Origin of the sequence: Mannheimia sp. ZY171111, from assembly GCF_017750945.1 — a bacterium.
GTDB lineage: Bacteria > Pseudomonadota > Gammaproteobacteria > Enterobacterales > Pasteurellaceae > Mannheimia > Mannheimia pernigra.
Genome location: NZ_CP046532.1, coordinates 1,078,999 through 1,105,223, shown reverse-complemented (window position 1 = coordinate 1,105,223; position 26,225 = coordinate 1,078,999). Strand labels below are relative to the sequence as shown.

General features: G+C 40.3%; 21 protein-coding genes, 2 tRNA genes, 2 rRNA genes, 2 pseudogenes and 1 CRISPR repeat array. Of the genes and pseudogenes, 15 read left to right on the top strand and 12 right to left on the bottom strand.

Annotated elements, in window-relative coordinates:
• Positions 1-178: 178 nt before the first annotated feature.
• The 5 genes from GM698_RS05270 to murI all read right to left on the bottom strand — a co-directional run bounded on the left by GM698_RS05270 (position 179) and on the right by murI (position 6,429).
• A 23S ribosomal RNA gene (locus GM698_RS05270) occupies positions 179-3,079 on the bottom strand.
• Between the two features lie 317 nt (positions 3,080-3,396).
• Positions 3,397-3,472: transfer RNA gene (locus GM698_RS05265), tRNA-Ala, on the bottom strand.
• 79 nt (positions 3,473-3,551) lie between these two features.
• Positions 3,552-3,628, bottom strand: a tRNA-Ile gene (locus GM698_RS05260).
• Between the two features lie 107 nt (positions 3,629-3,735).
• Positions 3,736-5,276, bottom strand: a 16S ribosomal RNA gene (locus GM698_RS05255).
• Together the 16S and 23S rRNA genes with 2 tRNA genes alongside form the textbook arrangement of a ribosomal RNA operon.
• Before the next feature lie 352 nt (positions 5,277-5,628).
• Positions 5,629-6,429 carry a glutamate racemase gene (gene murI, locus GM698_RS05250; RefSeq protein WP_176807784.1) on the bottom strand — a complete coding sequence of 267 codons (801 nt, stop codon included), beginning with the start codon at positions 6,427-6,429 and terminating at the stop codon, positions 5,629-5,631.
• Between the two features lie 79 nt (positions 6,430-6,508).
• Between murI and GM698_RS05245 the strand changes: the two genes are divergently transcribed.
• The 14 genes from GM698_RS05245 (at position 6,509) to cas2 (GM698_RS05180) (ending at position 20,551) form a co-directional block, all read left to right on the top strand.
• On the top strand, positions 6,509-7,432 hold the full coding sequence (locus tag GM698_RS05245) for an NAD(P)-dependent oxidoreductase (RefSeq protein WP_337790846.1): 924 nt from the start codon (positions 6,509-6,511) through the stop codon (positions 7,430-7,432).
• A 144-nt stretch (positions 7,433-7,576) separates the two neighbouring features.
• Positions 7,577-9,748: a type III-A CRISPR-associated protein Cas10/Csm1 gene (gene cas10 / locus GM698_RS05240; protein ID WP_176812056.1), complete on the top strand. Its 2,172-nt coding sequence runs from the start codon at positions 7,577-7,579 to the stop codon at positions 9,746-9,748.
• A gap of 9 nt (positions 9,749-9,757) precedes the next feature.
• A complete protein-coding gene (gene csm2 / locus GM698_RS05235; protein WP_176812057.1) occupies positions 9,758-10,150 on the top strand; it encodes a type III-A CRISPR-associated protein Csm2 in 393 nt (130 codons plus the stop codon).
• Positions 10,151-10,161: 11 nt separating this feature from the next.
• Positions 10,162-10,860, top strand: a complete 699-nt coding sequence (csm3, locus tag GM698_RS05230) for a type III-A CRISPR-associated RAMP protein Csm3 (protein ID WP_176812058.1) — start codon at positions 10,162-10,164, stop codon at positions 10,858-10,860.
• Positions 10,861-10,869: 9 nt separating this feature from the next.
• Positions 10,870-11,814 (top strand): CRISPR-associated protein Csm4, encoded by a 945-nt coding sequence (locus GM698_RS05225; RefSeq protein WP_176812059.1) that lies wholly within the window; start codon positions 10,870-10,872, stop codon positions 11,812-11,814.
• 10 nt (positions 11,815-11,824) lie between these two features.
• On the top strand, positions 11,825-13,366 hold the full coding sequence (locus tag GM698_RS05220) for an RAMP superfamily CRISPR-associated protein (RefSeq protein WP_176809451.1): 1,542 nt from the start codon (positions 11,825-11,827) through the stop codon (positions 13,364-13,366).
• Entirely contained in the window at positions 13,366-14,292 is a 927-nt protein-coding gene (gene cas6, locus GM698_RS05215) for a CRISPR system precrRNA processing endoribonuclease RAMP protein Cas6 (RefSeq protein ID WP_209289763.1), read from the top strand. The genes GM698_RS05220 and cas6 overlap by 1 nt, the downstream gene beginning before the upstream one ends.
• A 111-nt stretch (positions 14,293-14,403) precedes the next feature.
• Positions 14,404-14,694 (top strand): CRISPR-associated protein Csx16, encoded by a 291-nt coding sequence (gene csx16 / locus GM698_RS05210; protein ID WP_209289762.1) that lies wholly within the window; start codon positions 14,404-14,406, stop codon positions 14,692-14,694.
• Between the two features lie 8 nt (positions 14,695-14,702).
• Positions 14,703-15,878, top strand: coding sequence for a Card1-like endonuclease domain-containing protein (locus GM698_RS05205; RefSeq protein WP_176809448.1), 1,176 nt, complete (start codon positions 14,703-14,705; stop codon positions 15,876-15,878).
• Positions 15,878-17,035, top strand: a complete 1,158-nt coding sequence (csm6, locus tag GM698_RS05200; RefSeq protein ID WP_209289761.1) for a CRISPR-associated ring nuclease Csm6 — start codon at positions 15,878-15,880, stop codon at positions 17,033-17,035. Before GM698_RS05205 ends, csm6 begins: the two co-directional genes overlap by 1 nt.
• Positions 17,036-17,266: 231 nt before the next feature.
• A CRISPR array of direct repeats spans positions 17,267-18,083; the repeat unit is 37 nt; unit sequence GTCGAAAGACACCGCCCTGCCTGAAAGGGATTAAGAC.
• A 174-nt stretch (positions 18,084-18,257) separates the two neighbouring features.
• Positions 18,258-18,617 (top strand): hypothetical protein, encoded by a 360-nt coding sequence (locus GM698_RS05195; RefSeq protein WP_176809446.1) that lies wholly within the window; start codon positions 18,258-18,260, stop codon positions 18,615-18,617.
• A 263-nt stretch (positions 18,618-18,880) separates the two neighbouring features.
• Entirely contained in the window at positions 18,881-19,165 is a 285-nt protein-coding gene (gene cas2 / locus GM698_RS05190) for a CRISPR-associated endonuclease Cas2 (RefSeq protein WP_209289760.1), read from the top strand.
• 8 nt (positions 19,166-19,173) lie between these two features.
• The gene (gene cas1, locus GM698_RS05185; RefSeq protein WP_176809444.1) at positions 19,174-20,244 is read left to right on the top strand and encodes a CRISPR-associated endonuclease Cas1; all 1,071 of its coding nucleotides are present in this window, start codon (positions 19,174-19,176) and stop codon (positions 20,242-20,244) included.
• Between the two features lie 16 nt (positions 20,245-20,260).
• On the top strand, positions 20,261-20,551 hold the full coding sequence (gene cas2, locus GM698_RS05180) for a CRISPR-associated endonuclease Cas2 (RefSeq protein ID WP_176809443.1): 291 nt from the start codon (positions 20,261-20,263) through the stop codon (positions 20,549-20,551).
• Positions 20,552-20,555: 4 nt separating this feature from the next.
• Here cas2 (GM698_RS05180) and GM698_RS05175 read toward each other — a convergent pair whose 3' ends face one another.
• The 5 genes and pseudogenes from GM698_RS05175 to asnC all read right to left on the bottom strand — a co-directional run bounded on the left by GM698_RS05175 (position 20,556) and on the right by asnC (position 22,935).
• Positions 20,556-21,041, bottom strand: coding sequence for a chorismate lyase (locus tag GM698_RS05175; RefSeq protein ID WP_176809442.1), 486 nt, complete (start codon positions 21,039-21,041; stop codon positions 20,556-20,558).
• A gap of 66 nt (positions 21,042-21,107) precedes the next feature.
• Positions 21,108-21,863, bottom strand: a complete 756-nt coding sequence (gene udp, locus GM698_RS05170; protein ID WP_176807787.1) for a uridine phosphorylase — start codon at positions 21,861-21,863, stop codon at positions 21,108-21,110.
• 411 nt (positions 21,864-22,274) lie between these two features.
• A pseudogene (locus GM698_RS10790) lies at positions 22,275-22,337 on the bottom strand (hypothetical protein); the annotation flags it as partial.
• A pseudogene (locus GM698_RS10785) lies at positions 22,310-22,378 on the bottom strand (PT domain-containing protein); the annotation flags it as partial. The pseudogenes GM698_RS10790 and GM698_RS10785, both read right to left, overlap by 28 nt.
• A gap of 83 nt (positions 22,379-22,461) precedes the next feature.
• Positions 22,462-22,935: a transcriptional regulator AsnC gene (gene asnC / locus GM698_RS05160; protein ID WP_176807789.1), complete on the bottom strand. Its 474-nt coding sequence runs from the start codon at positions 22,933-22,935 to the stop codon at positions 22,462-22,464.
• A gap of 178 nt (positions 22,936-23,113) precedes the next feature.
• Between asnC and asnA the strand changes: the two genes are divergently transcribed.
• A complete protein-coding gene (gene asnA / locus GM698_RS05155) occupies positions 23,114-24,106 on the top strand; it encodes an aspartate--ammonia ligase (RefSeq protein ID WP_176807790.1) in 993 nt (330 codons plus the stop codon).
• A gap of 92 nt (positions 24,107-24,198) precedes the next feature.
• Here asnA and GM698_RS05150 read toward each other — a convergent pair whose 3' ends face one another.
• Both GM698_RS05150 and GM698_RS05145 read right to left on the bottom strand, forming a co-directional pair.
• Positions 24,199-25,623 carry a factor H binding protein domain-containing protein gene (locus tag GM698_RS05150; protein WP_209289759.1) on the bottom strand — a complete coding sequence of 475 codons (1,425 nt, stop codon included), beginning with the start codon at positions 25,621-25,623 and terminating at the stop codon, positions 24,199-24,201.
• A 156-nt stretch (positions 25,624-25,779) separates the two neighbouring features.
• Entirely contained in the window at positions 25,780-26,202 is a 423-nt protein-coding gene (locus GM698_RS05145) for a F0F1 ATP synthase subunit epsilon (protein WP_209289758.1), read from the bottom strand.
• Positions 26,203-26,225: the final 23 nt, after the last annotated feature.

Here is a 26,225-nt window from a genome sequence, read left to right as displayed (position 1 = left end):
TGTTGATTTTCTGTCTTTCTATTTTTTGTTCTTTAATCTAAAAACAAGCTGTTGATTCTGAGTTTATTTATTTATTTTCTGAGTTTATTTGTTTGTCTGTCTTGTTTGTTTAGTCTTTACTTTACGTTACTTCGCTTCGTGCTTTCTTATTTTTTCTATAAAAACACTTGAGCGTTGTATAGTTAAGCCTCTCGGGCAATTAGTACACATTAGCTCAACGTATCGCTACGCTTACACATTGTGCCTATCTACGTCGTAGTCTCCAACAACCCTTACAGTCTTATAGACTGGGAGAACTCATCTCTTGGCAAGTTTCGTGCTTAGATGCTTTCAGCACTTATCTCTTCCGCACGTAGCTACTCGGCAATGCGTCTGGCGACACAACCGAAACACCAGCGGTGCGTCCACTCCGGTCCTCTCGTACTAGGAGCAGCCCCAACCAATTCTCCAACGCCCACGGCAGATAGGGACCGAACTGTCTCACGACGTTCTAAACCCAGCTCGCGTACCACTTTAAATGGCGAACAGCCATACCCTTGGGACCTACTTCAGCCCCAGGATGTGATGAGCCGACATCGAGGTGCCAAACACCGCCGTCGATATGAACTCTTGGGCGGTATCAGCCTGTTATCCCCGGAGTACCTTTTATCCGTTGAGCGATGGCCCTTCCATTCAGAACCACCGGATCACTATGACCTGCTTTCGCACCTGCTCGACTTGTCTGTCTCGCAGTTAAGCTTGCTTCTACCATTGCACTAACCTGACGATGTCCGACCGTCATTAGCAAACCTTCGTGCTCCTCCGTTACTCTTTGGGAGGAGACCGCCCCAGTCAAACTACCCACCAGACACTGTCCGAGTACTCGTTCCGAGTACTTCGTTAGAACATCAAACGTTAAAGGGTGGTATTTCAAGGACGCCTCCAACAACACTAGCGTGTCATCTTCAAAGGCTCCCACCTATCCTACACATCAAAATTCAATGTTCAGTGTCAAGCTATAGTAAAGGTTCACGGGGTCTTTCCGTCTAGCCGCGGGTACACCGCATCTTCACGGCGATTTCAATTTCACTGAGTCTCGGGTGGAGACAGCCTGGCCATCATTATGCCATTCGTGCAGGTCGGAACTTACCCGACAAGGAATTTCGCTACCTTAGGACCGTTATAGTTACGGCCGCCGTTTACTGGGGCTTCGATCAGGAGCTTCTCTTTCGATAACACCATCAATTAACCTTCCAGCACCGGGCAGGCATCACACCCTATACGTCCACTTTCGTGTTTGCAGAGTGCTGTGTTTTTAATAAACAGTTGCAGCCAGCTGGTATCTTCGACCGGTTCAACCTTCATCCGCGAGGGATTACAATCTACGCCGGCGCACCTTCTCCCGAAGTTACGGTGCTATTTTGCCTAGTTCCTTCACCCGAGTTCTCTCAAGCGCCTGAGTATTCTCTACCTGACCACCTGTGTCGGTTTATAGTACGGTTTAGTGTAATCTGACGCTTAGTGGCTTTTCCTGGAAGCGTGGTATCGGTTACTTCAACTCCGTAGAGTCTCGTCATCACTTCTCGTTGTTAATAGAAGACCGGATTTGCCTAATCTTCCCAACTACCAGCTTAAACAGGGTAATCCAACACCCTGATAACCTAACCTTCTCCGTCCCCACATCGCAATTACACCAAGTACGGGAATATTAACCCGTTTCCCATCGACTACGCTTTTCAGCCTCGCCTTAGGGGCCGACTCACCCTGCCCCGATTAACGTTGGACAGGAACCCTTGGTCTTCCGGCGAACGAGTTTTTCACTCGTTTTATCGTTACTTATGTCAGCATTCGCACTTCTGATACGTCCAGCAAGCCTCTCGACTCACCTTCTTCCGCTTACAGAACGCTCCCCTACCCAACAATGTTTCCATTGATGCCGCAGCTTCGGTGACTAGTTTTAGCCCCGTTACATCTTCCGCGCAGGCCGACTCGACTAGTGAGCTATTACGCTTTCTTTAAATGATGGCTGCTTCTAAGCCAACATCCTAGCTGTCTAAGCCTTCCCACTTCGTTTCCCACTTAACTAGTACTTGGGGACCTTAGCTGGCGGTCTGGGTTGTTTCCCTCTCCACGATGAACGTTAGCACCCACCGTGTGTCTCCTATGCATTACTCTTCGGTATTCGCAGTTTGCATCGGGTTGGTAATCCGGGATGGACCCCTAGCCGAAACAGTGCTCTACCCCCGAAGGTATTCACATAAGGCTCTACCTAAATAGATTTCGGGGAGAACCAGCTATCTCCCGGTTTGATTGGCCTTTCACCCCCAGCCACAAGTCATCCGCTAATTTTTCAACATTAGTCGGTTCGGTCCTCCAGTTAGTGTTACCCAACCTTCAACCTGCCCATGGCTAGATCACCGGGTTTCGGGTCTATACCTTGCAACTATACGCCCAGTTAAGACTCGGTTTCCCTACGGCTCCCTTATTCAGTTAACCTTGCTACAAAATATAAGTCGCTGACCCATTATACAAAAGGTACGCAGTCACAGAATAAATCTGCTCCCACTGCTTGTACGCACAAGGTTTCAGGTTCTATTTCACTCCCCTCGCCGGGGTTCTTTTCGCCTTTCCTTCACAGTACTGGTTCACTATCGGTCAATCAGGAGTATTTAGCCTTGGAGGATGGTCCCCCCATCTTCAAACAGGATATCACGTGTCCCGCCCTACTTGTTGTGAGCTTAGTACCACGGAAATATTTTCGAGTACGGGATTATCACCCTCTATGATTGAGCTTCCCAGCTCATTCCTCTAATAAATCCGCTATTACTCACTGGCTCTTTCGCGTTCGCTCGCCGCTACTAACGAAATCTCGGTTGATTTCTTTTCCTCGGGGTACTTAGATGTTTCAGTTCTCCCGGTTTGCTTCACTTGCCTATGTATTCAGCAAGTGATAGTAGATTCTTCATCTACTGGGTTTCCCCATTCGGACATCTTGGATTAAACGCCTCTTATCGACTCATCCAAGCTTTTCGCAGATTAGCACGTCCTTCATCGCCTCTGATTGCCAAGGCATCCACCTTGTGCGCTTAGTCACTTAACTATACAACCTCAAATGTTTTTGTTTTTGTATTTCAATCAAAAGGAAAGAAAAAACAACATAACAACACATTTAAAGTCTGTTTTAAACTAAACACTTAGCTGCTTTTGTTCAGCTAAGATTTTATTACATACTCAGACTTTCTTTCGAAAATCTCTCAGTTTTTCAGCTTGTTTCTAAATTTTTAAAGAACAACGATGATAATGTCTTTCGACTCTCATCATACCTAAATTAACAAGCGGTCTCTTTTTTATTGAATATTGCAAATCTTTGCTCAAATTCAACCGCTTGCTACCTTAGGTATGACGACTCACGATGCTTGGTGGAGATAAGCGGGATCGAACCGCTGACCTCCTGCGTGCAAGGCAGGCGCTCTCCCAGCTGAGCTATATCCCCAGACATCATTGACTTACCACTTCCTTTTAGTTTTCACTCACATTCTGTGCTTTCGCTTTCGCTTACTCACGTCATTGAGTGGTGGGTCTGAGTGGACTTGAACCACCGACCTCACCCTTATCAGGGGTGCGCTCTAACCACCTGAGCTACAGACCCAAAAGGATGTTTCTGTTTATTCTACTTTCTATCAAACAATCTGTGTGAACACTTGCTGTCGTCGCGACGCTAAACTCTCGCCTAGCCTCGCACTTGATTTTTTTTGGTAAGGAGGTGATCCAACCGCAGGTTCCCCTACGGTTACCTTGTTACGACTTCACCCCAGTCATGAATCATACCGTGGTAAACGCCCCCCTTGCGGTTAAGCTATCTACTTCTGGTACAACCCACTCCCATGGTGTGACGGGCGGTGTGTACAAGGCCCGGGAACGTATTCACCGCAACATTCTGATTTGCGATTACTAGCGATTCCGACTTCATGGAGTCGAGTTGCAGACTCCAATCCGGACTTAGACGTACTTTGTGAGATTCGCTCACCATCGCTGGCTCGCCGCCCTCTGTATACGCCATTGTAGCACGTGTGTAGCCCTACTCGTAAGGGCCATGATGACTTGACGTCATCCCCACCTTCCTCCGGTTTATCACCGGCAGTCTCCTTTGAGTTCCCACCATAACGTGCTGGCAACAAAGGATAAGGGTTGCGCTCGTTGCGGGACTTAACCCAACATTTCACAACACGAGCTGACGACAGCCATGCAGCACCTGTCTCAGAGCTCCCGAAGGCACTCCCATATCTCTACAGGATTCTCTGGATGTCAAGAGTAGGTAAGGTTCTTCGCGTTGCATCGAATTAAACCACATGCTCCACCGCTTGTGCGGGCCCCCGTCAATTCATTTGAGTTTTAACCTTGCGGCCGTACTCCCCAGGCGGTCGATTTATCACGTTAGCTACGGGCACCAAGCTTAAAGCCCAATCCCCAAATCGACAGCGTTTACAGCGTGGACTACCAGGGTATCTAATCCTGTTTGCTCCCCACGCTTTCGCACATGAGCGTCAGTACATTCCCAAGGGGCTGCCTTCGCCTTCGGTATTCCTCCACATCTCTACGCATTTCACCGCTACACGTGGAATTCTACCCCTCCCTAAAGTACTCTAGACCCCCAGTCTGAAATGCAATTCCCAGGTTAAGCCCGGGGCTTTCACATCTCACTTAAAAGTCCGCCTGCGTGCCCTTTACGCCCAGTTATTCCGATTAACGCTTGCACCCCCCGTATTACCGCGGCTGCTGGCACGGAGTTAGCCGGTGCTTCTTCTGTCGTTAACGTCAATCGCCGATTCTATTAAAATCAACGCCTTCCTCGCGACCGAAAGAACTTTACAACCCGAAGGCCTTCTTCATTCACGCGGCATGGCTGCATCAGGGTTCCCCCCATTGTGCAATATTCCCCACTGCTGCCTCCCGTAGGAGTCTGGACCGTGTCTCAGTTCCAGTGTGGCTGGTCATCCTCTCAGACCAGCTAGAGATCGACGGCTTGGTGAGCCATTACCTCACCAACTACCTAATCTCACTTGGGCTCATCTTATGGCAGGTGGCCCGAAAGTCCCACCCTTTCCTCCTTAGAGATTACGCGGTATTAGCGACCGTTTCCAGTCGTTATCCCCCTCCATAAGCCAGATTCCCAAGCATTACTCACCCGTCCGCCACTCGTCAGCATTAGTACAAGTACTAACCTGCTACCGTTCGACTTGCATGTGTTAAGCCTGCCGCCAGCGTTCAATCTGAGCCATGATCAAACTCTTCAATTAAAAGTTTAATCGCTCAATAAACTGCTTAGCTAAAGTTCACTTCAACTTCTAAACTTAACTTAAGTCAAGAAATCAAAAATAATGAATTTCTAGTTATAAGCACCTATTAAGACTTCAAGTTTTAAAAATAAAAATAGTTTTAAATCAAGTCTATCAACAAGTGCCCACACAGATTGTCTGATAATTTGTTAAAGAACAAAACAAAACGACGCACCGTAATCAACATCTAAATAATTCACAACAGCGCGTCGTTGTGTGCCGTGCATTATAGTGAAATATGATACGAACGCAAGGACTTTTTTAAAAAATTTTTCTCAAATGTGCTATTTTTCACCAAAATGCTTATTTTAGTTTAAATATCAAGCACTGATAGCTGATTAAATCCCGATTGCTGCATTATTTTTTGTTTAATTACCAAGTCATCGCCTTGGCTGGTACAAAAAGCCTCGTTTGGCGTATTGCGACCATATTGAGATTGAGCTACTCCTTGAGTTTCTAGCAAGCTCACCACTCGTTTGGCTATACCAATGCCAGGATCAACAAAATATCGAACATTTGGCAAAATTTGTTTTAATTCCGCTTTAACCAATGGGAAATGGGTGCAGCCTAGAATGATCGTATCCAATGTCGGGTGGTTTTTCCACTCTTCTACCACATTCAGCAGGCGATTCATATCCACCTTGCCTGTCCGCTGTTTTTCTTCCACAATTTCCACTAAATCGGTTGTGCCAATTTTTTCCACAACACAATCTTGAGCATATTTTTCGATTAGCTCCGCCACATAAGGACGAGTAACGGTGCCTTTGGTTGCCAGTAAACCAATTGTTTTTGTTTGTGACACTTCCGCCGCAGGCTTGATTGCAGGCACGGTGCCGACAATCGGGAAACTAAAATGTTCTCGTAATGCTGGCAAAACCACAGTGCTCGCCGTATTGCACGCGACTACCACCATATCAAGCGGTCGTTTTTCTGCAATTTTTTGCACAATTTTGACCGCTCGCGTAATCAACACGGCTTCCGATTTCTCCGAATAAGGGAAAAACGCATTATCAAAACAATAGAGATAATAGGCGTTGGGTAACACTTTCCGGATCTCATCATACACGGTCAGACCACCCATTCCAGAATCATATAAAAGAATTGTTGGTTTCATTATTATTTGTTGAAGAAAAAATTAGCAAAATGCTACTCTTTTCTCTTTGCATATTCAAGCCATCTATGCGTTTGACTTCATTACTGAAAGCCGTAATAATCAAAACGCTTTTCATAGAAACAAGGAGAAAACAATGCAAACATTGAATACACAACAAATAGGTTGGATTGGTTTAGGCCAGATGGGCGAGCCAATGGCGAAGCACTTACTTAATAATGGTGTAAAAGTAGGGGTTTATAATCGTAGCCCAGAAAAAGCAGAAGAAGTGGTTGCAGCAGGCGGAAAACGATATTCATCGGTAGTGGAGTTAGTAAAAGCTCACGAAGTCATTTTCTTGATGATTGCAGATTATGCTTCTGTTCAGCAGGTGCTAAGCCCTGAAGTGTTAGCAAAAGCAAAAGGCAAAGTGTTTGTGAATATGAGCACCATTTCACCAAGCCAAAACCAAGCGGTGGAAGCCTTATTAGCACAGCACGGAGCGGAATTTGTAGAAGCTCCCGTTTCAGGTTCAAGCAAGGTGGCAGAAGCGGGTAAATTACTCGTGCTTTCGGCGGGTAAAGAAGAAATCATTGCGCAATTAAAACCGCTTTTCGCAGCCTTTAGTACCACGACATTCTACTATGGCGAAGTGGGCAAAGCAGGCGGCATTAAGTTGATGATCAACTCGCTACTCGGTATTTTCATTCAGGCGTATGGCGAAGCGTTGAATTTTGCTAGCCAATACGGTATTCCGAAAGAGCAAGTGATTGAGATGATTTCTGGATCGTTTATGAATAGCCAAATTTTCCAAGCGAAAGTGCCTATGTATTTAGCCAACGAGTTCCAGCCAGCATTTATGATGAAACATATGACAAAAGATTTTAATTTAGCGAGCGAGGAAATTGCAAAACTAGGCAAATCTTATCCGCTGATTGAGCAAGCAACCAAAACCTACAACCAAGCGAACGATTCAGGCTTGAGCGAAGTGGATATGGCTGCGATTTATCAGTTTTTGGCGAAGTAAAAAGGGACTTCAATATTACACTAGCATCTTTGCTAGTGTTTTTTTTAATATATCTCTTAAAAAATTACAAATTTGCAATTATTTATAAAAGATGAAACAAAAGATATACTTAACCTACATTTATTATCAATATGGAGCAATGAAATGAATCACTCAATTTCAGAAAAATCCTGCCATATCGCTTTTCAAGCACTTACCTCTCAGCTATCCATTTTTGCACAAAGAGCGAATGCAGAACATAAATCGATTGCTAGCCACATATTCCCAATAGCTCACGACATTTCAACTTTCATTCAAAAAGCAGAGCAACTGCTTCTAGGTCAGACAATTAAAAATACTCCCAAACAACATCTTTCTACATTATTTGAAAATATCGAATTGGAAAACCACAAAAGTTTGGCACATTTTTATCCTATTCAAGCGGTCAATTCTGACACTATTTTTCCCAGAAAACAGAAAGAAGGACACTATGATAAGCTTTGGCAAGATTTTTTGGCGGGTTTAAACAAAATTCCCAAATCTCACGAAAAGAAGCCCGATCTTTGGCTAGATCATTTCGATACTGCTTACCAAATTTTTACTGGCAATATTCCATCAGCCTATGCTTCTGACATTTCCCTTTATGATTACAGTAAAGCTATTGCAACCTTAGCCACTGCACTCTATTTATACGACCAAACAAACGATAAAGAGGAAAACGGCGAATTCTTACTAATTCAAGGTGATTTTTTCGGGATTCAAGATTTTATTTTTTCCAGCGGAAGTGAAACCAACAAACAGGCGGCGAAATTATTACGCGGGCGTTCTTTCCAAGTTTCGCTTTTCACTGAACTTGCCGCACTGAAAGTATTACAGGCGTGTAAATTACCCTCAACCAGCCAAATAATGAATGCCGCAGGAAAATTCTTAATTATTGCCCCAAATACGCAAGCGGTCAAAAATGCAGTAGAAAATGCAAAATCAGAACTAAATCAATGGTTTGTAAAGCACACCTACGGACTAATTGGTTTGGGCATCGCAACCAAAACAGCCAATCAATCGGATTTTTCTGCAGAGAATTTTTCCACATTACGAAATAGTCTATTTAATGATTTCGAAAAAATTAAATTACAGCGTTTGGATTTATTAGATAGTACGCAGAGCGTGCAATCTGCGGATTATTCACAAGGTGTTTGTCAGTTAAATAGTTATTTTCCGGCGGAAATCGACGGTTTTGCTAAAATGTCGTTGGATCAGATTTTAATCGGTGAGCATTTAGTCAAAAAAGATCGCATTTTAATTTGTGATGAACAAAGTGATATTTACGAAGATCGACACACTACGCCTCTTCATCTGTCTATTTTTGGTTATAAAATCATTTTTACCCAAAATGAAGAGATCAGCGGTAAATTTGGCAAAGTTGATATTCTGCGTTTTTGGGATTTTGAATTGCCAGAAAATCAGGATAGTGAGATTTGGCACGGCTACTCCCGCCGTTATATTAACGGTTATGTAGCCTCTCGAAACGGAGAGATTACGCCGTTTGACACACTTGCCACAACGCATCGAAATGCAGAAACCGGCGAAGGGCAAATTGCACTAATGACACTAAAAGGCGATGTGGATAATCTCGGGACGATTTTCCAAAAAGGCTTAAAACAGCCGAATTTAGCAAAAATGGCTGCACTTTCTCGTCAAATGAACCAATTTTTTAGCTTATGGCTACCTGCGATTTGTTCAGAAAAATTCCCGAATATGTACACCGTCTTTGCCGGTGGTGATGACTTCTTTTTAATCGGTCCGTGGCTTGAAACACAACAATTAGCAGGCGAAATGCAGAGAGAGTTTAAGCGTTATGTAGCAGACAATCCAAATATTCATTTCTCGGCTGGTATGGTGATGGCTAAACTTGGAATACCCATACCACAGCTAGGTGGACTAGCGGAAGACGCCTTGGAAAAAGCCAAAGGCGTCGAGGGCAAAAATGCTTTCACTATTTATCAGCAGTCAGTGCCTTGGTCAAAATGGACGAGTTTAATGGCATTAGGAGAGAATATTGAGCGACTTGCAGAAAAATATCCAATTTCAACCGCTTACCTCTACGCATTAATTCAGTTTGCCGATCTGGCGGCAGATACACAACACATTGAAAGCACAATGTGGCGGAGTCGTTTTTACTATAAAACCAGCCGTTATGTGGTGGATAAATTACCGAAAGATCAACGTCAAAAAGCGTTGGAGGAAATTTCCACATCATTCGGCAATATCGGAATTGAAACGCATAAATCGGCGTTTAAAATTCCACTATTTAACTATTTCTATCAAATCCGAAAATAAGAGGTATTTATGATGATTAAATTTGGCAAAGAGAAAAGTGCTGAGATTTTTTCTGCGGTGGCAGAAAATGCGGCAAAACAAATTAAATCCAAAAACAACAACGCAAATAAAACCTCGCAGTTACGCAAATTTTATGACGAATTGGCGATGTGGAATGATCGTGTTCAAACAACTCGAGAGAACCGTGAAGAAAAATATCAGGAGCTTGAACCTTTTATCAAAATGCTTAAAGCCAAAGTAGCTTATGCACAAGGTCGGAAACATATTGATAGCAATTTCAGCGACGTGTTTAACCGTTGTATTGATGAAGTGAAATCCGCAGAAACCTTGCGTGATGCCAAATTATTTATGGAAGCCGTAATGGGCTATTGCAAATTAGAAGAAACCCGTAAAAACGGCTAAGGAGAAATAGAATGAAACTGATCAACATTATTGAAATAACGGCAACATTGGTGTTAAAAACCGGGTTACATATTGGAGCAGGCGATAGCGAAATGCACATCGGTGGTATTGATAATACTGTGATTAAAAACCCGCTCACCCAATCGCCTTATATTCCTGGTTCAAGTTTAAAAGGTAAAATTCGATCGTTATTGGAATGGAAAAGTGGCGAAATTACCTCGGGTGAACCACTGAAATTAAACGATATTAGTAACGCCAAAGATAAAAGTGCGGTGAAAAATATCCTGAAATTATTTGGTGTCACCGGCGACAGCAAAAATGATGAGACATTATTAAAAGAATTAGGCGTATCTCGTTTAGCCTTTTGGGATTGCAATTTAAATCCGGAATGGGAGGATCAAATTCGTGCAGATAACTTATTGCTGACCGAAGCGAAAAGTGAAAATACCATCAACCGTATTACCGCTACCGCCGATAATCCACGTCAAACCGAACGTGTGCCGGCCGGTGCAGAATTTGATTTTAAACTCACCCTTCGCCAATTTGAGGGCGACAGTGAGGAATTATTGGACTTAATCTTGAAAGGCTTACGTCTTTTAGAACTCGACAGTCTAGGCGGTTCAGGCTCTCGTGGTTATGGCAAAATCGCCTTTGAAAAGCTGACAGTAGGCGGAAAAGAGACGACATTACCTGAAAATCCTTTTGTGTAAGGCGGCAGTATGAAAATCTATCTTTTTACCCTGAAAACGCTCACAGCATTTGGCACACCACTCGTGGGGGACAGCCTCTTCGGGCAATTCTGTTGGGCGGTGTCGCACCGCCTGGGCGAGGCGAAATTAACCGAGTTGCTACAAGGCTACACCACGGGCAAGCCGTTCGCCGTGATTTCCGATGCCTTTCCAAGTGGATTTTTACCGCTACCGGTATTGCCTTCCCAACTCTGGGAAAAAGGCGAAGTTGCCCAAGATCGCAAAGTGTTGAAAAAGAAAGCATTGATTGCTTTTGACACTCACACACAAGCGGTTAATTCTTGGCAAAAATCTGCAAAATCCGATAGCGAAGTAATGTGCAAAACCAAGCACCCCCAGCCGCATAACACCCTCAGTCGTCAAACAATGACCACCGGCAAAGACGGAATGTTCGCCCCTTATGCGATGCCACAAATTTGGTATCAACACGATACCGCATTAGATCTTTATATTGTGGTGGATGAACAGCGTATTTCGGTGGATGAGGTCACACAATGTTTAAGCGATATGGGGCAATTCGGCTTTGGGCGAGATGCCTCGATCGGGTTGGGTAAATTTAAGATTGAGTCCGTGCAAGCAGTGCAATTTGCCACCGAAAATGCAAATGCCTATTTAACGCTGGCAAACACGGCCCCACAAGGGGTGGACTTGGATAAAAACGACAGCTTTTATCAGCTTCACACCCGTTTTGGCCGACACGGCGGTTTGGCTGCATTAGGGCAGAATCCGTTTAAAAAACCGATTATTTTGGCTAAATGTGCCGCCATTTTCCGCCCGACCGAGTGGCAAACACGCCTCTTTTTAGGTAACGGCTTGGGTAATGTCTCTTACGCCCAACCGAATGCAGTACATCAAGGCTACGCCCCGATTGTGCCGGTCTATTTGAATTTTAACGCCGACCATTCCGACAAATAAGGAAGTGACAATGAGCGAATTTTTAACAACACACAAGGTATATCTCACCCCTATTAGCCCGATTCACATTGGCTGTGGGGAAGATTTTGAGCCGACGAATTATGTGATTAAAGAAAATAATATCTATTGTTTTGATGCAAGTAAATTAGGTCTTTCTGAATCTCAACGTAATCAATTAATGGATATTTGCCGAAATATTACTGATGAAAGTATTCAGCAGATTCAGTCTTTTTTTGCTAAAGAAGATGTTATTGAATTAGCTATTAATAATGCTTGCATCAAAATTCCCGTTTCTGCCAAAATTTCTAGTGAATGGAAAAATAAATTAGGTAAAGTCGTACAAAGAGAAAATAATAACAAGCAAGTATTTAATGCTCTTCTTATTGAACGACACGCCTATTTACCTTATTGTAATCAGTCGTATATTCCTGCAAGCAGTGTAAAAGGAAGTGTTATTACCGCTTTATTAGATAGTGAAAATCAGAGCGATAAAACGATTTTTTCAGTTCCTGTTAAACAGCGTTCAGAAAGTCGAGAAGGTTATGCAAAAAAACTAAAAGCATTGAATGATGATTTAGTTCATCAATATATTGGTGATTTTAATTCCAAAAACAATGAAAAGATTACCTCTCAAAGAATCAAATTTAGTGATTTTGTTCCAACTGATAAAAACTCTTCCCTTACAAAAATAATTTACGCAGTAAATGTTAAGAAAACTCTTGGTAAAGATAGAAATGCATTTAAAGGCATTAGTGTTCGTAGAGAATGTATCAGCTCAATGCAATTTAGATCTTACTCAGCTTCTTTAACGTTGTTAAATGAAAACAATAAGGTTTTATTAAAGGATGAACACATAATTAAGGCGTTAAATGCATATAACCTACCTATTTTAGAAAAAGAACTTCAAATTCTAATTGAAAATGATTTAATTAACACTAGAAATTATATAGAAAATGTGAAAACCATTTTGCAAAATGAAAAAGTAGCACTGATTCGTTTAGGGCGTAGCGGTTCTGAAACTAAAATGTATAGTGACCATAATTTAAGAGCTTTATCTGTTAATGGTGAAATCAGCAAAGAATCTCATACTTTATGGGTTGCATCGGATTCCACGGAAAAATCAGAAACAATCCAACCTTTCGGTTGGGCATTATTAGAGTTCTCCAATGAACAAGAAAATAATGCATTGCTAAAAAAATGGTGCTTAAATCCAAAAAATTCATTACATAATTACTTAAAAGAGTTGGAGATTGAAAAAGAAATTCAAGAGAAACAAAACGCTTTGAATTCACTGTCTGAAAATCATAGGAAAGTGATTGAATTAGAAAATAAATTCAATGCTAGTAATGAAAAACAGATAGATAGTTCATCTATTTTATTAAAAGAAGTGAAATTGTTAATTGAAAATGAGGCAGTAAATTGGAGCAAGGAAGATAAACAGTTTATAGCGGAACATATTACCAAAGACCTTATTCTTAAACGCATTGAACTGAAAAAGAAAAATGCAGATAAAGATCTAAATAAATTGCTTAGAAAATTGATGGAAGAATAATGCTCCCAACCGAATTACCCATTATCCGCTACCGCCTAACATTCCAAGTCACCACTCCCTTCGCTTTGCCCGAATATGCCGGTTCCGCATTGCGAGGTGCGTTTGGACGGGCATTGCGAAAAATCAGCTGTATGACAAAGCAAGCCGAATGCCACGGCTGTTGGCTTTATCAAACCTGCCCTTACACTAACATTTTTGAAACACCGGCACCGAATGATCACCCTTTGCAAAAATTTAGCCAAGTACCGAACGCTTATGTCATCGAGCCATTAGAATGGGGCGAACAATGCTACTCAAAAGGCGATATTTTCGCCTTTGATTTGGTGTTATTTGGACGAACATTAGAGCAACTACCACTAATTTTATTTGCGTTTAAACGGGCACTGGAATTTAATTTGGTGGGCGGAAAAGCCACACTGACCGATTTTGCAAAAATTGCGGAAAACCAAACCGCTTTTTCTCTGTTTCAGCAGGAAAAAATTCGGGAACACTCACAAATGTTGTCTGTTCCGTCTGATTTACCCTCATCATTAAAATTGGAATTTATCACCCCATTACGCATTCAAGAAAACGGCAAACCATTGCGAGAAAAGGAAATCAACAAAACCCGACTGTTAATTACCTTAGCAAAACGCATTTCATTGTTAGCCGAATTTCACGCCCAGCAGTTACAGTTACATTTAGATTTTGAACAGCTCATTACAGAAATTGAGCCGATTCAGGAAAGCAAACAGTTGCAGTGGCAAGATTGGACACGTTATTCCAGCCGCCAAAAGCAGAAAATGAAATTGGGTGGCGTGGTCGGTCATTGGCAGCTCGACAATGTCCCAGTAAATTGGGCAAAATTGCTTTATTTGGGTCAATGGTTACATTGTGGCAAAAATGCAACTTTCGGCTTAGGGAAATATCGGATTACAAATTTGTAACATAGCGATTTTGCATTATTTTCGGGTAAATTTACCGCTTATAGAGTGCATTTGCTATGCACCATTGATGAAACAATTTTTAGTACAGCAGTAACGCCCTTACGGAGAGTGATGATAACTTGGTTTGTTTCCCGCCATATTGGGGCAATTGAATGGATTAAGCAACAACCGATTCATATCGATCGTTTTGTTGAGCATTTGAATGTTGCCAATATACAAGCTGATGATATTGTTATCGGCACATTGCCGATCCATTTGGCGGCGGAGGTTTGTCAAAAAGGGGCGAAATTCTATTTTTTATCTGTTAATGTTGCACGTTATCAACGTGGAACGGAATTAACCTGTGAGCAACTTGTGGAACAAGGTTGTTCGTTACAGCCATTTTATATCGAAAAATTATAGAGGTTTTTATGCAAAAGTATGATGTACATTTTTGTTTAGTTTCTGATCAAGCTGCACCAAATTTATTGCCTCTTTTAGACAGTAAATTTAAACCTAAAGAAGTTGTTTTAATTGTTACCCAAAGAATGAAAGAAAAAGGGCAATTTTTAGCGGAAACCTTTAAAAAAGTGGGTGTAAAATCAACTATTACTGTATTACAAGATGAATTTAATTTTGGCTTAATGGAAGACGAATTTTTTAAATTAGCTGAAGAATATGAAGAACAAAATATTGCACTCAATGTAACTGGTGCAACTAAATTGATCTCTATTGCTGCGGAACACGCTTTCTCTGCATTAGGGAAACCTATTTTTTATGTAGATACCGATAATAATAGAATGGTCTTTATTTCAAAAGATGATAAAAATAATTGGGTACCAGACCAAATAATGAATGCCAAAACGTCGTTAGATATTTATCTTTCTTCTTACGGTGGTAGAACATTAAAACAGTCTGATGTTAAATCAAGAGAAAAACTTGTGGAATCGGTAAGTGGCTGGATAAAACAGTATGATAAATACAGAGTAGTAATTCCTATGTTAAATTTACTTGCCACTAAATCTGAACAAAGCGGGTTTAAAACCAGTTTTACTGATGCAAAATGTAAAAAAATTGCGGTGCTGGATGAGCTATTAAGAGAATTAAATGCACTTGATCTCATTGATTACTGCAATGATCGTATTGATTTTAGAAATACAAAAACCAAAGATTTTTTTAGCGGTGGTTGGTTAGAAGATTATACCTATCTGCAAATACAAGATGTTAAACAAATTGATGATTTAGCTTGTGGTATTGAAGTGGCAAATTCAAAATATCAAATAGGCAAAAATGAATATAGCAAAGAAAATAAAGGAAATATGAATGAATTTGATATTGCCTTTATGGCAAACAATAAATTCCATATTATTGAAGTTAAAACGCAACTGATGGGAAAAAATGGCGGTATTAAATCTGAAGATATTTTATATAAATTGGAAACATTAAAAGATTATGGAGGCTATATGACCAAAAAATGTTTGGTTACTTATTTCGATGTACCTGAATCGGTACAAAATAGAGCTAAATTTTTAAAAATTGAACTTATTCAGGCAAAAGACTTACAGCAGTTGAAATCAAAAATTCAAAATTGGATTGGTAAGAAATAATGAACACACCACCCCAAAAAATCCTCCTTTCCGTCACTGGAATGTCCCCTGCTGTCGTGACGGAAACGCTTTATGCCCTTGTGACGGAAAAAGGCTTTATTCCCGATGAAATTCGGGTGATTACCACTCAACAGGGCAAAAATCAGGTGCTAAAAACCTTGTGTGGTATAGAAGGCGGACGAAAAGAGCAAAAAGGGGCGTTGGAAGAATTTATTAGTGATTATGGCGAACAATTCGGCTTTCAGCAGATTCATTTTGATGAAAGTTGCATTGAAATAATTCGGGATCATAATGACCAAAAACTGTCCGATATTCGCTCACCCGAAGAGAATAATTTAGCGGCGGATCAAATTGTAAGCTTGGTAGGGCAACTTTGCCAAAATCCACAGAACCAATTACACGTTTCGATTGCTGGTGGGCGAAAAACCATGGGCTTTTTTATGGGTTATGCGTTATCGCTTTATGGGCGGGAGCACGACAGCCTTTCGCACGTTTTGGTCTCTGCCGAATTTGAGAACTTACCGAGCTTTTATTATCCGAAACCCTATTCGCACAAAATTATGAATAGCCAAGGGGTTGAATTTGATGCCCAGAATGCCAAAGTGATGTTGGCGGAAATTCCTTGGGTTCGGTTAGGATTAGGGATTTCGGATGAATTATTGGGCGGCAGAATTTCATATAGTGATTCCGTGTTAAAAGCTCAACAAATTTTGGCAAAACCGAGCCTAACGTTTTTAAGCCCGATCGATGATCAAAATGTACGATTCGGAAATACGGAAATCAAACTCGCCCCCAAAGAGTATAGTTTTTTATTGAGTTTAGTATTGGCGAAACAGAAACATATAGCATATTCATTATTTAATGAAGACGTTTTTGCGATGTATTTAGCTATTTACACTATTTTAAAAGGCAGCGCAGAAAGTTTGGAAAATCGGGTGAAATTTGTGAAAAATGAAGCTGAATTTGCCGAAGAAACAAAAAAAATCTATTCGGAATCTTGTCATCATTTAGGGAAAAGAATTAAAAAGGAATTTTCAATCGGTCATTGTGAAACACCATATATACCATCTTCTTCACATCAATGTTACGAATTATTGATCGAGGAAGAAAATATTGATATTTCCGCTATTTTGCCAGATTTACAAGGCAAAATTTAAGCCTAAGCAAGCGGTCGTTTTTTTGCAAATTTCTGCAAAATACCGACCGCTATCAAATAACTTTAATCTGACTAGCTGATTTATGCTAAAATAACCACGTTCTTTAATTGTGGAGTTTAATGATTTTGATGAAATTATCACCAAATCAATACCCAGCTATTCAGCCTACTGAATTTTTTGGGAAGCCTATTTTTAACCTTCTGAAAAATAAGGAAAATTTAGGTATCCGCAGTCGAAAGACACCGCCCTGCCTGAAAGGGATTAAGACACAAAAACAGTGAATATGGGTGAAATTAAGAAGTCGAAAGACACCGCCCTGCCTGAAAGGGATTAAGACACGTGCCATTTTTCATTCTTCTCCATCTCTCTGGTCGAAAGACACCGCCCTGCCTGAAAGGGATTAAGACTAAACTCACTGTCCCTTTAACAAGAGAAGTAGTGTCGAAAGACACCGCCCTGCCTGAAAGGGATTAAGACTAGGACTGTTCTGGAGCATTCCCAGAGTAGTCTCTGTCGAAAGACACCGCCCTGCCTGAAAGGGATTAAGACGCTACAGCAGCATCTTCTTTAAGTTTAGATTTAACGTCGAAAGACACCGCCCTGCCTGAAAGGGATTAAGACGACCCCCTTCAATCGGAAGGAATATAGCTTCAGTGGTCGAAAGACACCGCCCTGCCTGAAAGGGATTAAGACGTATTTTTAGGGGTTATTTGAAGTGTTTATGTAGTCGAAAGACACCGCCCTGCCTGAAAGGGATTAAGACTTCCATATTGATGTGAGTAAAACGAGATTTAAGAGGTCGAAAGACACCGCCCTGCCTGAAAGGGATTAAGACGTAGTAAATTGGTGTTACTACTAGGTACCCATGAGGTCGAAAGACACCGCCCTGCCTGAAAGGGATTAAGACACATCACTTAGCGTAATCGTTGTGCTATCTCGTGTCGAAAGACACCGCCCTGCCTGAAAGGGATTAAGACATCTACAACTACGGCATATTTGTTTGTGTCGTTGGTCGAAAGACACTGCCCTGCTTAAAAAGGATTTTACGTTTAAACCTGTTTATTATGCGATTCTAGTCCTATAAATTATTGCCGACAGTTTTTGTCGGTTTTTTCTTTTACAAGCGGTGATTTTTCGCACCCATTTTACAAATTTGTATTCTCCTCTTATTTTCCTCATCTCTCCTAAAATAGCGTTATTGTTAAATATTTAGGAGAGAAAAATGTTCGGTTCTAATCGTGATACACAATCCAGATTCGTAGCACAAAACCGTCCATTTACTCCTTACACTTCAAGTGAAATTGAAGCGTTAATTGCTGGTTATGTAGAAGTGGCTGATGATCGTGCTTATAACGGTCGTTGCTTTGTAAAAGCAGGTAAAAAATGGATCCATAACCTAAATGCTCTTCGCAAAAAATTAAGCGATGCGTATGGACGTTATATTGACGATGAAGAGTTAGAAGCAGGCTATCCTGAGGGTTTTGGCTACGATGTCGCAAACTATTACAGCCGCCATAATCGAATGACATTAGCTGAGAACAAGGAATTTCAAAAGTTAATGCAAGCGGTGAAATTACATTAGCTTTTTGCAAATTTGTAATTGGTCAATTTCTGTGAAATACATCTTATTATTCCACAAAAATAATACTATTAATTTGACGACTGAATTTTTAAAACTAAGGAGAGAAATATGTGGCAAGTTGTTTTAACCGCTATAGCTTATAAAATCGGCAAAGAGCTCACAAAAGAGCTATTGGACTCCTCAAAAAGTTCACGGTAAACGGAAACCGAAATTCCTTCATTTTGAATCTATGTAGAGAGAAAATAAACCGTAAGGACTCTTAAATGGATACTAATCGAACTCGCTATCTGATCGCCTACGATATTGCCGATCATAAGCGGCTTTATCGGGTACATAAGAAAGTAGAAGCCTATGCGATTGGTGGGCAAAAATCGTTTTATGAATGTTGGCTCACTGTTCACGAATTAACACAATTGCGTAATAGTGTCAGCGAAATTATGCAACACGATGAAGATCGGATTTTTATTTTCCAACTGTTTAACAATACCGAGCCTTTATTATTCGGTAAGGCTAAATTGCAATCTACCCAACCTTTTCTGTTAATTTAGGAGGCATTATGTCCAGCTTATATATTGATCGTAAAGGAACTAGCATTAAATTAAGCGGTGAAACTTTAGTTTGCTATGAAAATGAGGAGCGTGTCGGCACAATTCCGCTTGCACCCATTGAAAGGATTTATCTTAAAGGCGATGTCACATTGCAATCCTCTTTACTAGCTAAACTTGGTGAAAAAGGCATTGGTATTATTTGTCTTTCTGGTCGAAAAAATACACCGACGCTTTTTATGTCCCAACCGCATAATGATGCAGAACGCCGTTTAGCACAATATGAACTATCACAAAATGAAGCTTTTTGTTTAGCCTTTGCCAAAAAATTAGTTACCTTGAAATTAGTGACACAGAAAAATTGGCTATGGCAGGCAGCAAATACTCGTCTAGATAAAAAATGCTTACTTGTACCAAAAGCTGAAGAATTAGATCAGTTAATCGGTAAAATTCACTCACAAACCACTCTTTCCTCTTTGCGGGGTATTGAAGGTAGAGCAGCAAGTGCTTATTTCACCGCACTCAGTCAATATTTACCTCCTTCATTAAAATTTGATGGTAGAAATCGCCGTCCACCAAGAGATCCCTTTAATGCGGTTCTCTCCCTCACTTATACTTTACTCCACAGCGAAGCTGTCCTTGCGATTTATGGGGCTGGGCTTGATCCCTACATCGGCTTTTATCATTCATTAGATTATGGACGTGAATCCTTCGCCTGCGATTTAATTGAGCCTATTCGACCGCTTGTTGATAATTGGTTATTAGGGCTGTTTCGTAATGAGACTTTACGTATCGAATATTTTTCAACAACTCAAGAAGGGTGTCTATTAGGAAAAACTGGGCGAGTGCATTTTTATCAAGAATATGAAAAACAAGTGGCTAACTGGCGAAAAATGCTGACGGAAAATTGCTATGATTTGATCAAAGTATTTAAAATGCAAACGGCAGCAATTTCACCTCAACGCCGTTCAATCCTACCGAATGAAATCATTCAACCCCCAGAAACAGATTGGTTGCAATGGTTAGAAAACTTTTATTTTAACCAACGCACAATGATGAGTGAGATTATCTTCCACTTTTAAGTTTTAAGGAGATATTATGCAATATTTAATTGGCTACGATATTTCTAGCCCTAAGCGACTACAAAAAATCCATCGTCGAATGGTAGCATTCTCTACCCCAATTCAATATAGTGTTTTTCTCTACGATGGAGATATTAAAGGACTACAAAAATGTCTGATTGAGGTATTGGAAATCTTCAATAAAAAGGAAGATGATCTGCGAGTATATCCTCTACTAACAGGAGCTAAACAGTGGCAACTAGGTAAAGCCATTTTGCCTGAGGGGATTATTTGGACGGCTTTACCCTTTAACTCATCACTTAATTAGAGAATTATAAATACGGAAATGTCGCCAAAAACAACTCTTTGATTTCAAGCGAATAGCCGTTAATTTCATATACACCACGGCGAGCAAACAAGCCGTTTTCAGCTTGAGTCCATTCTAATTTAGTTCGAGTTGGTTGTTGGGAAAAGAGCCACAAGCCAATCGGTTCATTACCCAACCTTAAGACGCTTTGGGCGATATTTTCAATCGTTTTTTTCGGCACGAGCGTTTGGGCGAAGATCCAATTTGTGTCGCCATCTTTTAATAATACTTCTCGTCGCCAATATTGTTCATTACAAGCGGTCATTTTTTGTGAATTTTTTGCAATCCATTTTTCTTGCACCACTTCCACATTAAAATTAGAGGTAACATCAAGCAACTTTTGGGTGAGCGAGCCTTCGTGCAAAAGCCATTCTTGTTGGGTTAAGGAAAGCGTACCAGCACCCACTTTCCATTTGCAAGCCGACAATATATTACGATAATTTGTGTACATAAATAAAAAGGATAAATTTTGATTATGTCAATTTATCCTTTTTTTTATTCCGTTTAAAGGTTATTTTTAAATTAATTTTCTTGCTGCTTCAACCACTACCGAAACCGCCTTATGTTCTGTATCGTGAATGGTTGCTTCATTTGGAATTTCTTGTTGAGTACGGTTTACAATAACCCCCGCAACCATTCCAGCACGCAAGCCTAGTGCAGAGCACATCGTAAAGAGTGTTGCAGATTCCATTTCAAAATTCATTACGTTTAAATCTTGCCACTGTTTTAATGAACCTTGAAAATGGCGATAAATTTTGCCGGTAAAGGTGTCGTAACGCTCTTGCCCTGGATAGAATGTGTCGGAAGAAGCGGTAATCCCAACATAAGGTTTAACGCCAGCATCAACCGCTGCAGCATAAAGAGCATTTGTACATTCAAAGTTTGCCACCGCAGGGTATTCCATTGGGGCAAAGTGCTGACTTGCGCCATCTAAACGCACTGCACCTGTGGTAATTAAAATATCGCCCACGTTAATATGTTCTTGAATTGCTCCTGTTGTGCCAATGCGTAAAAAGGTTCGAATACCTAATTGGGCTAGCTCTTCAACACAAATAGAAACGGATGGACCACCAATGCCTGTTGAGCAGACTACAACTGGCTCTCCATCTAAATAACCTAACCAAGAGGTAAACTCACGAGTGGAAGCTAAAAACTCAGGGTTTTCCATTTTTTTCGCAATACGCTCAGAGCGTGCTGGATCACCTGGCACTATCGCAATTTTTGCACCTTTTAGCATCGCTTTTGTTAAACCTAGGTGGAATACATCAGACATAATCTTCTCCTTTGTCTTTAAATATAAAGTAATGGCATTCTACCCCAGCAAGCGGTTGATTTACGAAGATTTTTTGCAATGAATGTTTAATTTTGTGAAGTAGATCAAAGGCAAACGGTTTCGTTTTATCTTGATTTTTTTATTTGAGCTTCGATATAAGTAGGTGCAAAAACATTATCATCTGGCAAATAGAAAACAAAATCCTCTCTTACCAACATTGAGATCAGTTGATCAATATCGTAAATACCTATCGGCGAATAAATCACAGTTAAATGATTAAATTTTTGAATGATTTCCGATGCAGATCGGTAATATTGCTCGCCATTAACAAAAATATAGTGTTTGCAAGGGTACGTTTGCTTTTTCACGCTTTCAATTGCGTTGCTCAATGCGGGATTCGCTGTTGTTAAGCTAATAACCGCTACCGTTGGCTTGGTTGGTTGGTTGGTTGGTTGGTTGGTTGGTTGGTTGGTTGGTTGGTTGGTTGGTTGGTTGGTTGGTTGGTTGGTTGGCATTCATTCTATTTCCTTTACTTGAAAAATAACAATTTTTTTGAGCTTATTTACAAAAATTAATTCTTTTTTAACCGCTTGTACTTTTAAGGCAAAATATCTCGTAAAATCGGATTTTGTAGCGAAATCAACGTTTCTGTTGATTGAATTTCATCAATAGATTGGATTTTACCTGCTAAAACTGAATGCAACTCTTCAATGGTGTGCGTCATCACTTTAATAAAAATCGAATAGTTGCCCGTTGTATAATATGCTTCAACCACTTCATCAAATTCATTGAGTTTCGCAATTACTTTATCGTAATCTTTTGCTGATCTTAGAATAATTCCAATAAAGCAACAAACATCATAGCCTAGTTTGCGCTCATCTACTACAATTTTTGTTGACTCAATAATGCCCGCTTGTCGCATTTTTTCTACTCGAACGTGAATCGTTGCTGCACTTACGCCAAAATTTTTGCCCATTTCGGTATAAGGCGTGCGAGCATCTTTAATTAAGCAGCGTAAAATTTGCTGATCGAGTTTGTCTATTTCTAATTTTACATTATTTTTATTGTGCATTTTTCATCCTAAAAACCAAATTATTTAAATATCATCTAAACATAGACACATTATTTTAAAATAAATTTAATACATTTGCTTTTTTATTTGATAAACATTGCTTTTTTAAGATAATTCTTTAAATTATCAGCCATCAATTAAACAACAATCACTTAATATTTAATTAGGAAAGCAGAAAATGGAAAATTCATTCATATTACAACAGCAAGAAATCAGTTTTGTAAAAAACACCTTTACCCAATATTTAATCGATAAATTAGGTATTATCGAAGTTCAAGGCCCAATCTTAAGCGAAGTTGGCAACGGTATGCAAGATAACCTTTCTGGTATTGAAAAAGCAGTGAGAGTAAATGTTAAATGTATTCCAAACTCTACCTATGAAGTCGTTCACTCTTTGGCTAAATGGAAACGTCACACTCTTGCTCGTTTTGGTTTTAAAGATGGGGAAGGATTGTTTGTGCATATGAAAGCCCTTCGCCCAGATGAAGATTCTTTAGATCGCACTCACTCTGTTTATGTTGATCAGTGGGATTGGGAAAAAGTAATTCCTGAAGGCAGACGTAATTTCGATTTTTTAAAAGAAACCGTAAATGAAATTTACAAAGCTATTCGTTTAACTGAATTAGCGGTAGAGGCTCGTTTTGATATTCCATCGGTTTTACCAAAACAGATCACTTTCGTACATAGCGAAGATTTAGTGCAACGCTATCCAAATATGACAGGAAAAGAACGTGAAAACGCCATCTGTAAAGAGTACGGCTCTGTATTCTTAATTGGTATTGGCGGTAAATTATCAGATGGAAAATCGCACGATGGTCGTGCTCCAGACTACGATGACTGGACAACAGAATCTGAGCAAGGCTACAAAGGCTTAAACGGCGATATTTTAGTGTGGAACGAAGAATTAGGCACAGCGTTTGAACTGTCTTCAATGGGTATTCGTGTGGACGAAAAAGCGTTACGCTTGCAAGTTTCCCTCACTGGTGATGAAGATCGCTTAGAAATGGATTGGCACAAAGATTTATTAGCAGGTAAATTACCACTTTCAATTGGTGGTGGTATTGGGCAGTCACGCTTAGCGATGTTCTTATTACGCAAGAAACATATAGGTGAAGTTCAATCCAGCGTGTGGCCGAAATCAGTTCTTGAAGAATTTGAGCATATTCTCTAATAAGTTTAAAGCGAACGTTCAGTTCGCTTTAACTTTCTACAAGCGGTCTGTTTTTGCAAAAAATTTACCATTTTTGACCGCTTGTAATCATATTACTGCCGTTCTCCCGCTATACCAAACACTGTACCTCGCTCACTATCACTATATTTTTTAGCTGTACGGCTGTCTGTTGTAATTCCACCCTCGAATTGTTTATAGAGATAGGCTTCTCCTGCGATAGATTGAGCATTATCTCCATAAAAACCTAACGCATATTTACCTGTAACGCCATTTTCAGCAGAGGCATTTGCCTGAATCATTCCATCAACAATATTACCTTTTTCTAACTGAATCGTTGGAATGGAAGCGTTATTAAATTGTGAGATCGAGCCCACACCAGTTTTCTCCGCAAAATTCACTTTGTAATTTAACAGCCCCACATTATCTGAGTTGAAGCCTTTTCCAATATAAGTTGCTTCGCCGTTTAATGGAAGGTTTTCTGTTTTTTTACCATTAATACGTTCTACTCTAAAACTACTTTGTTTTGGCTCAGCCGAATCCCAAAGTGCTTTATGATCACGGCTTATCAGCGTGACATTGGGTGTCAGATAAATATAGTGATCGCCCACAAAAATACCATCTAAATTTTCTGCAGACATACTAATAAAGGCGTGCTTGCTTAATCCTTGTGGTAGAGATGATTCTGTGTAACCCACCCAAGAATACTCTCGCCCCTGCTCATTGGTAATTTCTGCGGCTTTACGGACGATTTCTTTAATCACCTTATTTTTATTTTGCAATGCCATTTCTGCCTCAGATTTTGCTTTTTCTGCTACAGCTAATTGTGCTGCCGTTGTGTTTTTATCCGCTTGAGCTTTCGATAAATCTGCTTGGGCTTGTTGTAAATCGCTCTTCGCTTTAACCAGATCGCCATTTGCAGAATTTAGCTGATTTTGCACCGCTTGTTTTTCATTATTCGCAACAGACAACTTGCTTTCTGCAATTTCTTTCGCTTTTTCTGCGTTCGCTAAATTTGCTTTCGCTTGAGCTAATTGTGCTGCCGTTGTGTTTTTATCTACTTGAGCTTTCGCTAAATCTGCTTGGGCTTGTTGTAAATCGCTCTTCGCTTTAACCAGATCGCCATTTGCAGAATTTAGCTGATTTTGCACCGCTTGTTTTTCATTATTCGCAACAGATAACTTGCTTTCTGCAATTTCTTTCGCTTTTTCTGCGTTCGCTAAATTTGCTTTCGCTTGAGCTAATTGTGCTGCCGTTGTGTTTTTATCCGCTTGAGCTTTCGCTAAGTCTGCTTGGGCTTGTTGTACAGTATGAGCTGCTTTTGAAAGCTCGCGTTGTGCTGAACTTAGATCTTGATTTGCTTTTACTAATTCTGATTTAACCGAATCTAGTTCTGCGTGAGCTTGGGTTAGCTCATTTTGCCGTTTTAGATTTGTTTCACCTGATTTCCCACCACCGCTACTACAGGCTGTAAGACTAAGTAAAATAAGACTAGCTAGAGAAAGTTTTTTTACCGACATAGTGTTTTCCTTATTAAATTAACCGTGCAAACGCACACAAAAATTGTACAAAAAAAAAACAAATTGTCGTCAAGTAAGAAATGAATTATTGGAAATAATTTATGATTTTCAACCGCTTGTAAAAATAAAACCCCACTTTCGTGAGGTTTTTCGAGATTAACGTTTATTCGCTAATTTTGTTTTTGTGAGTTCGTAAACACGTAATTTAGCAATTTCTTGTGCTAATTTCGCCGTTAAATAGTCTTCACTATAGGCTTTAGATAAACGTTCTTCTGCTTTGCGTTTTGCTTCAAGAATACGTTGTTCATCTAAGTCTTCACCACGAATAGCTGTATCTGCAAGCACTGTAACAGTGGTTGGTTGAACCTCAAGGAATCCACCTGATACATAGATAAATTCTTCTTTACCATCAGCAAGAGTGAATTTAGCCATACCTGGTTTAATTGCCGTTAATAGTGGCGTATGCCCTGCATACACCCCTAGTTCACCATCGATCCCTGAAACACGAACACTTGTTACTGTGCCTTCAAAAATTTTACGTTCCGCACTCACTACTGTGAGTTCAAATTGAGATGTCATACTGTTCTCCTTTGTTTAAGAAC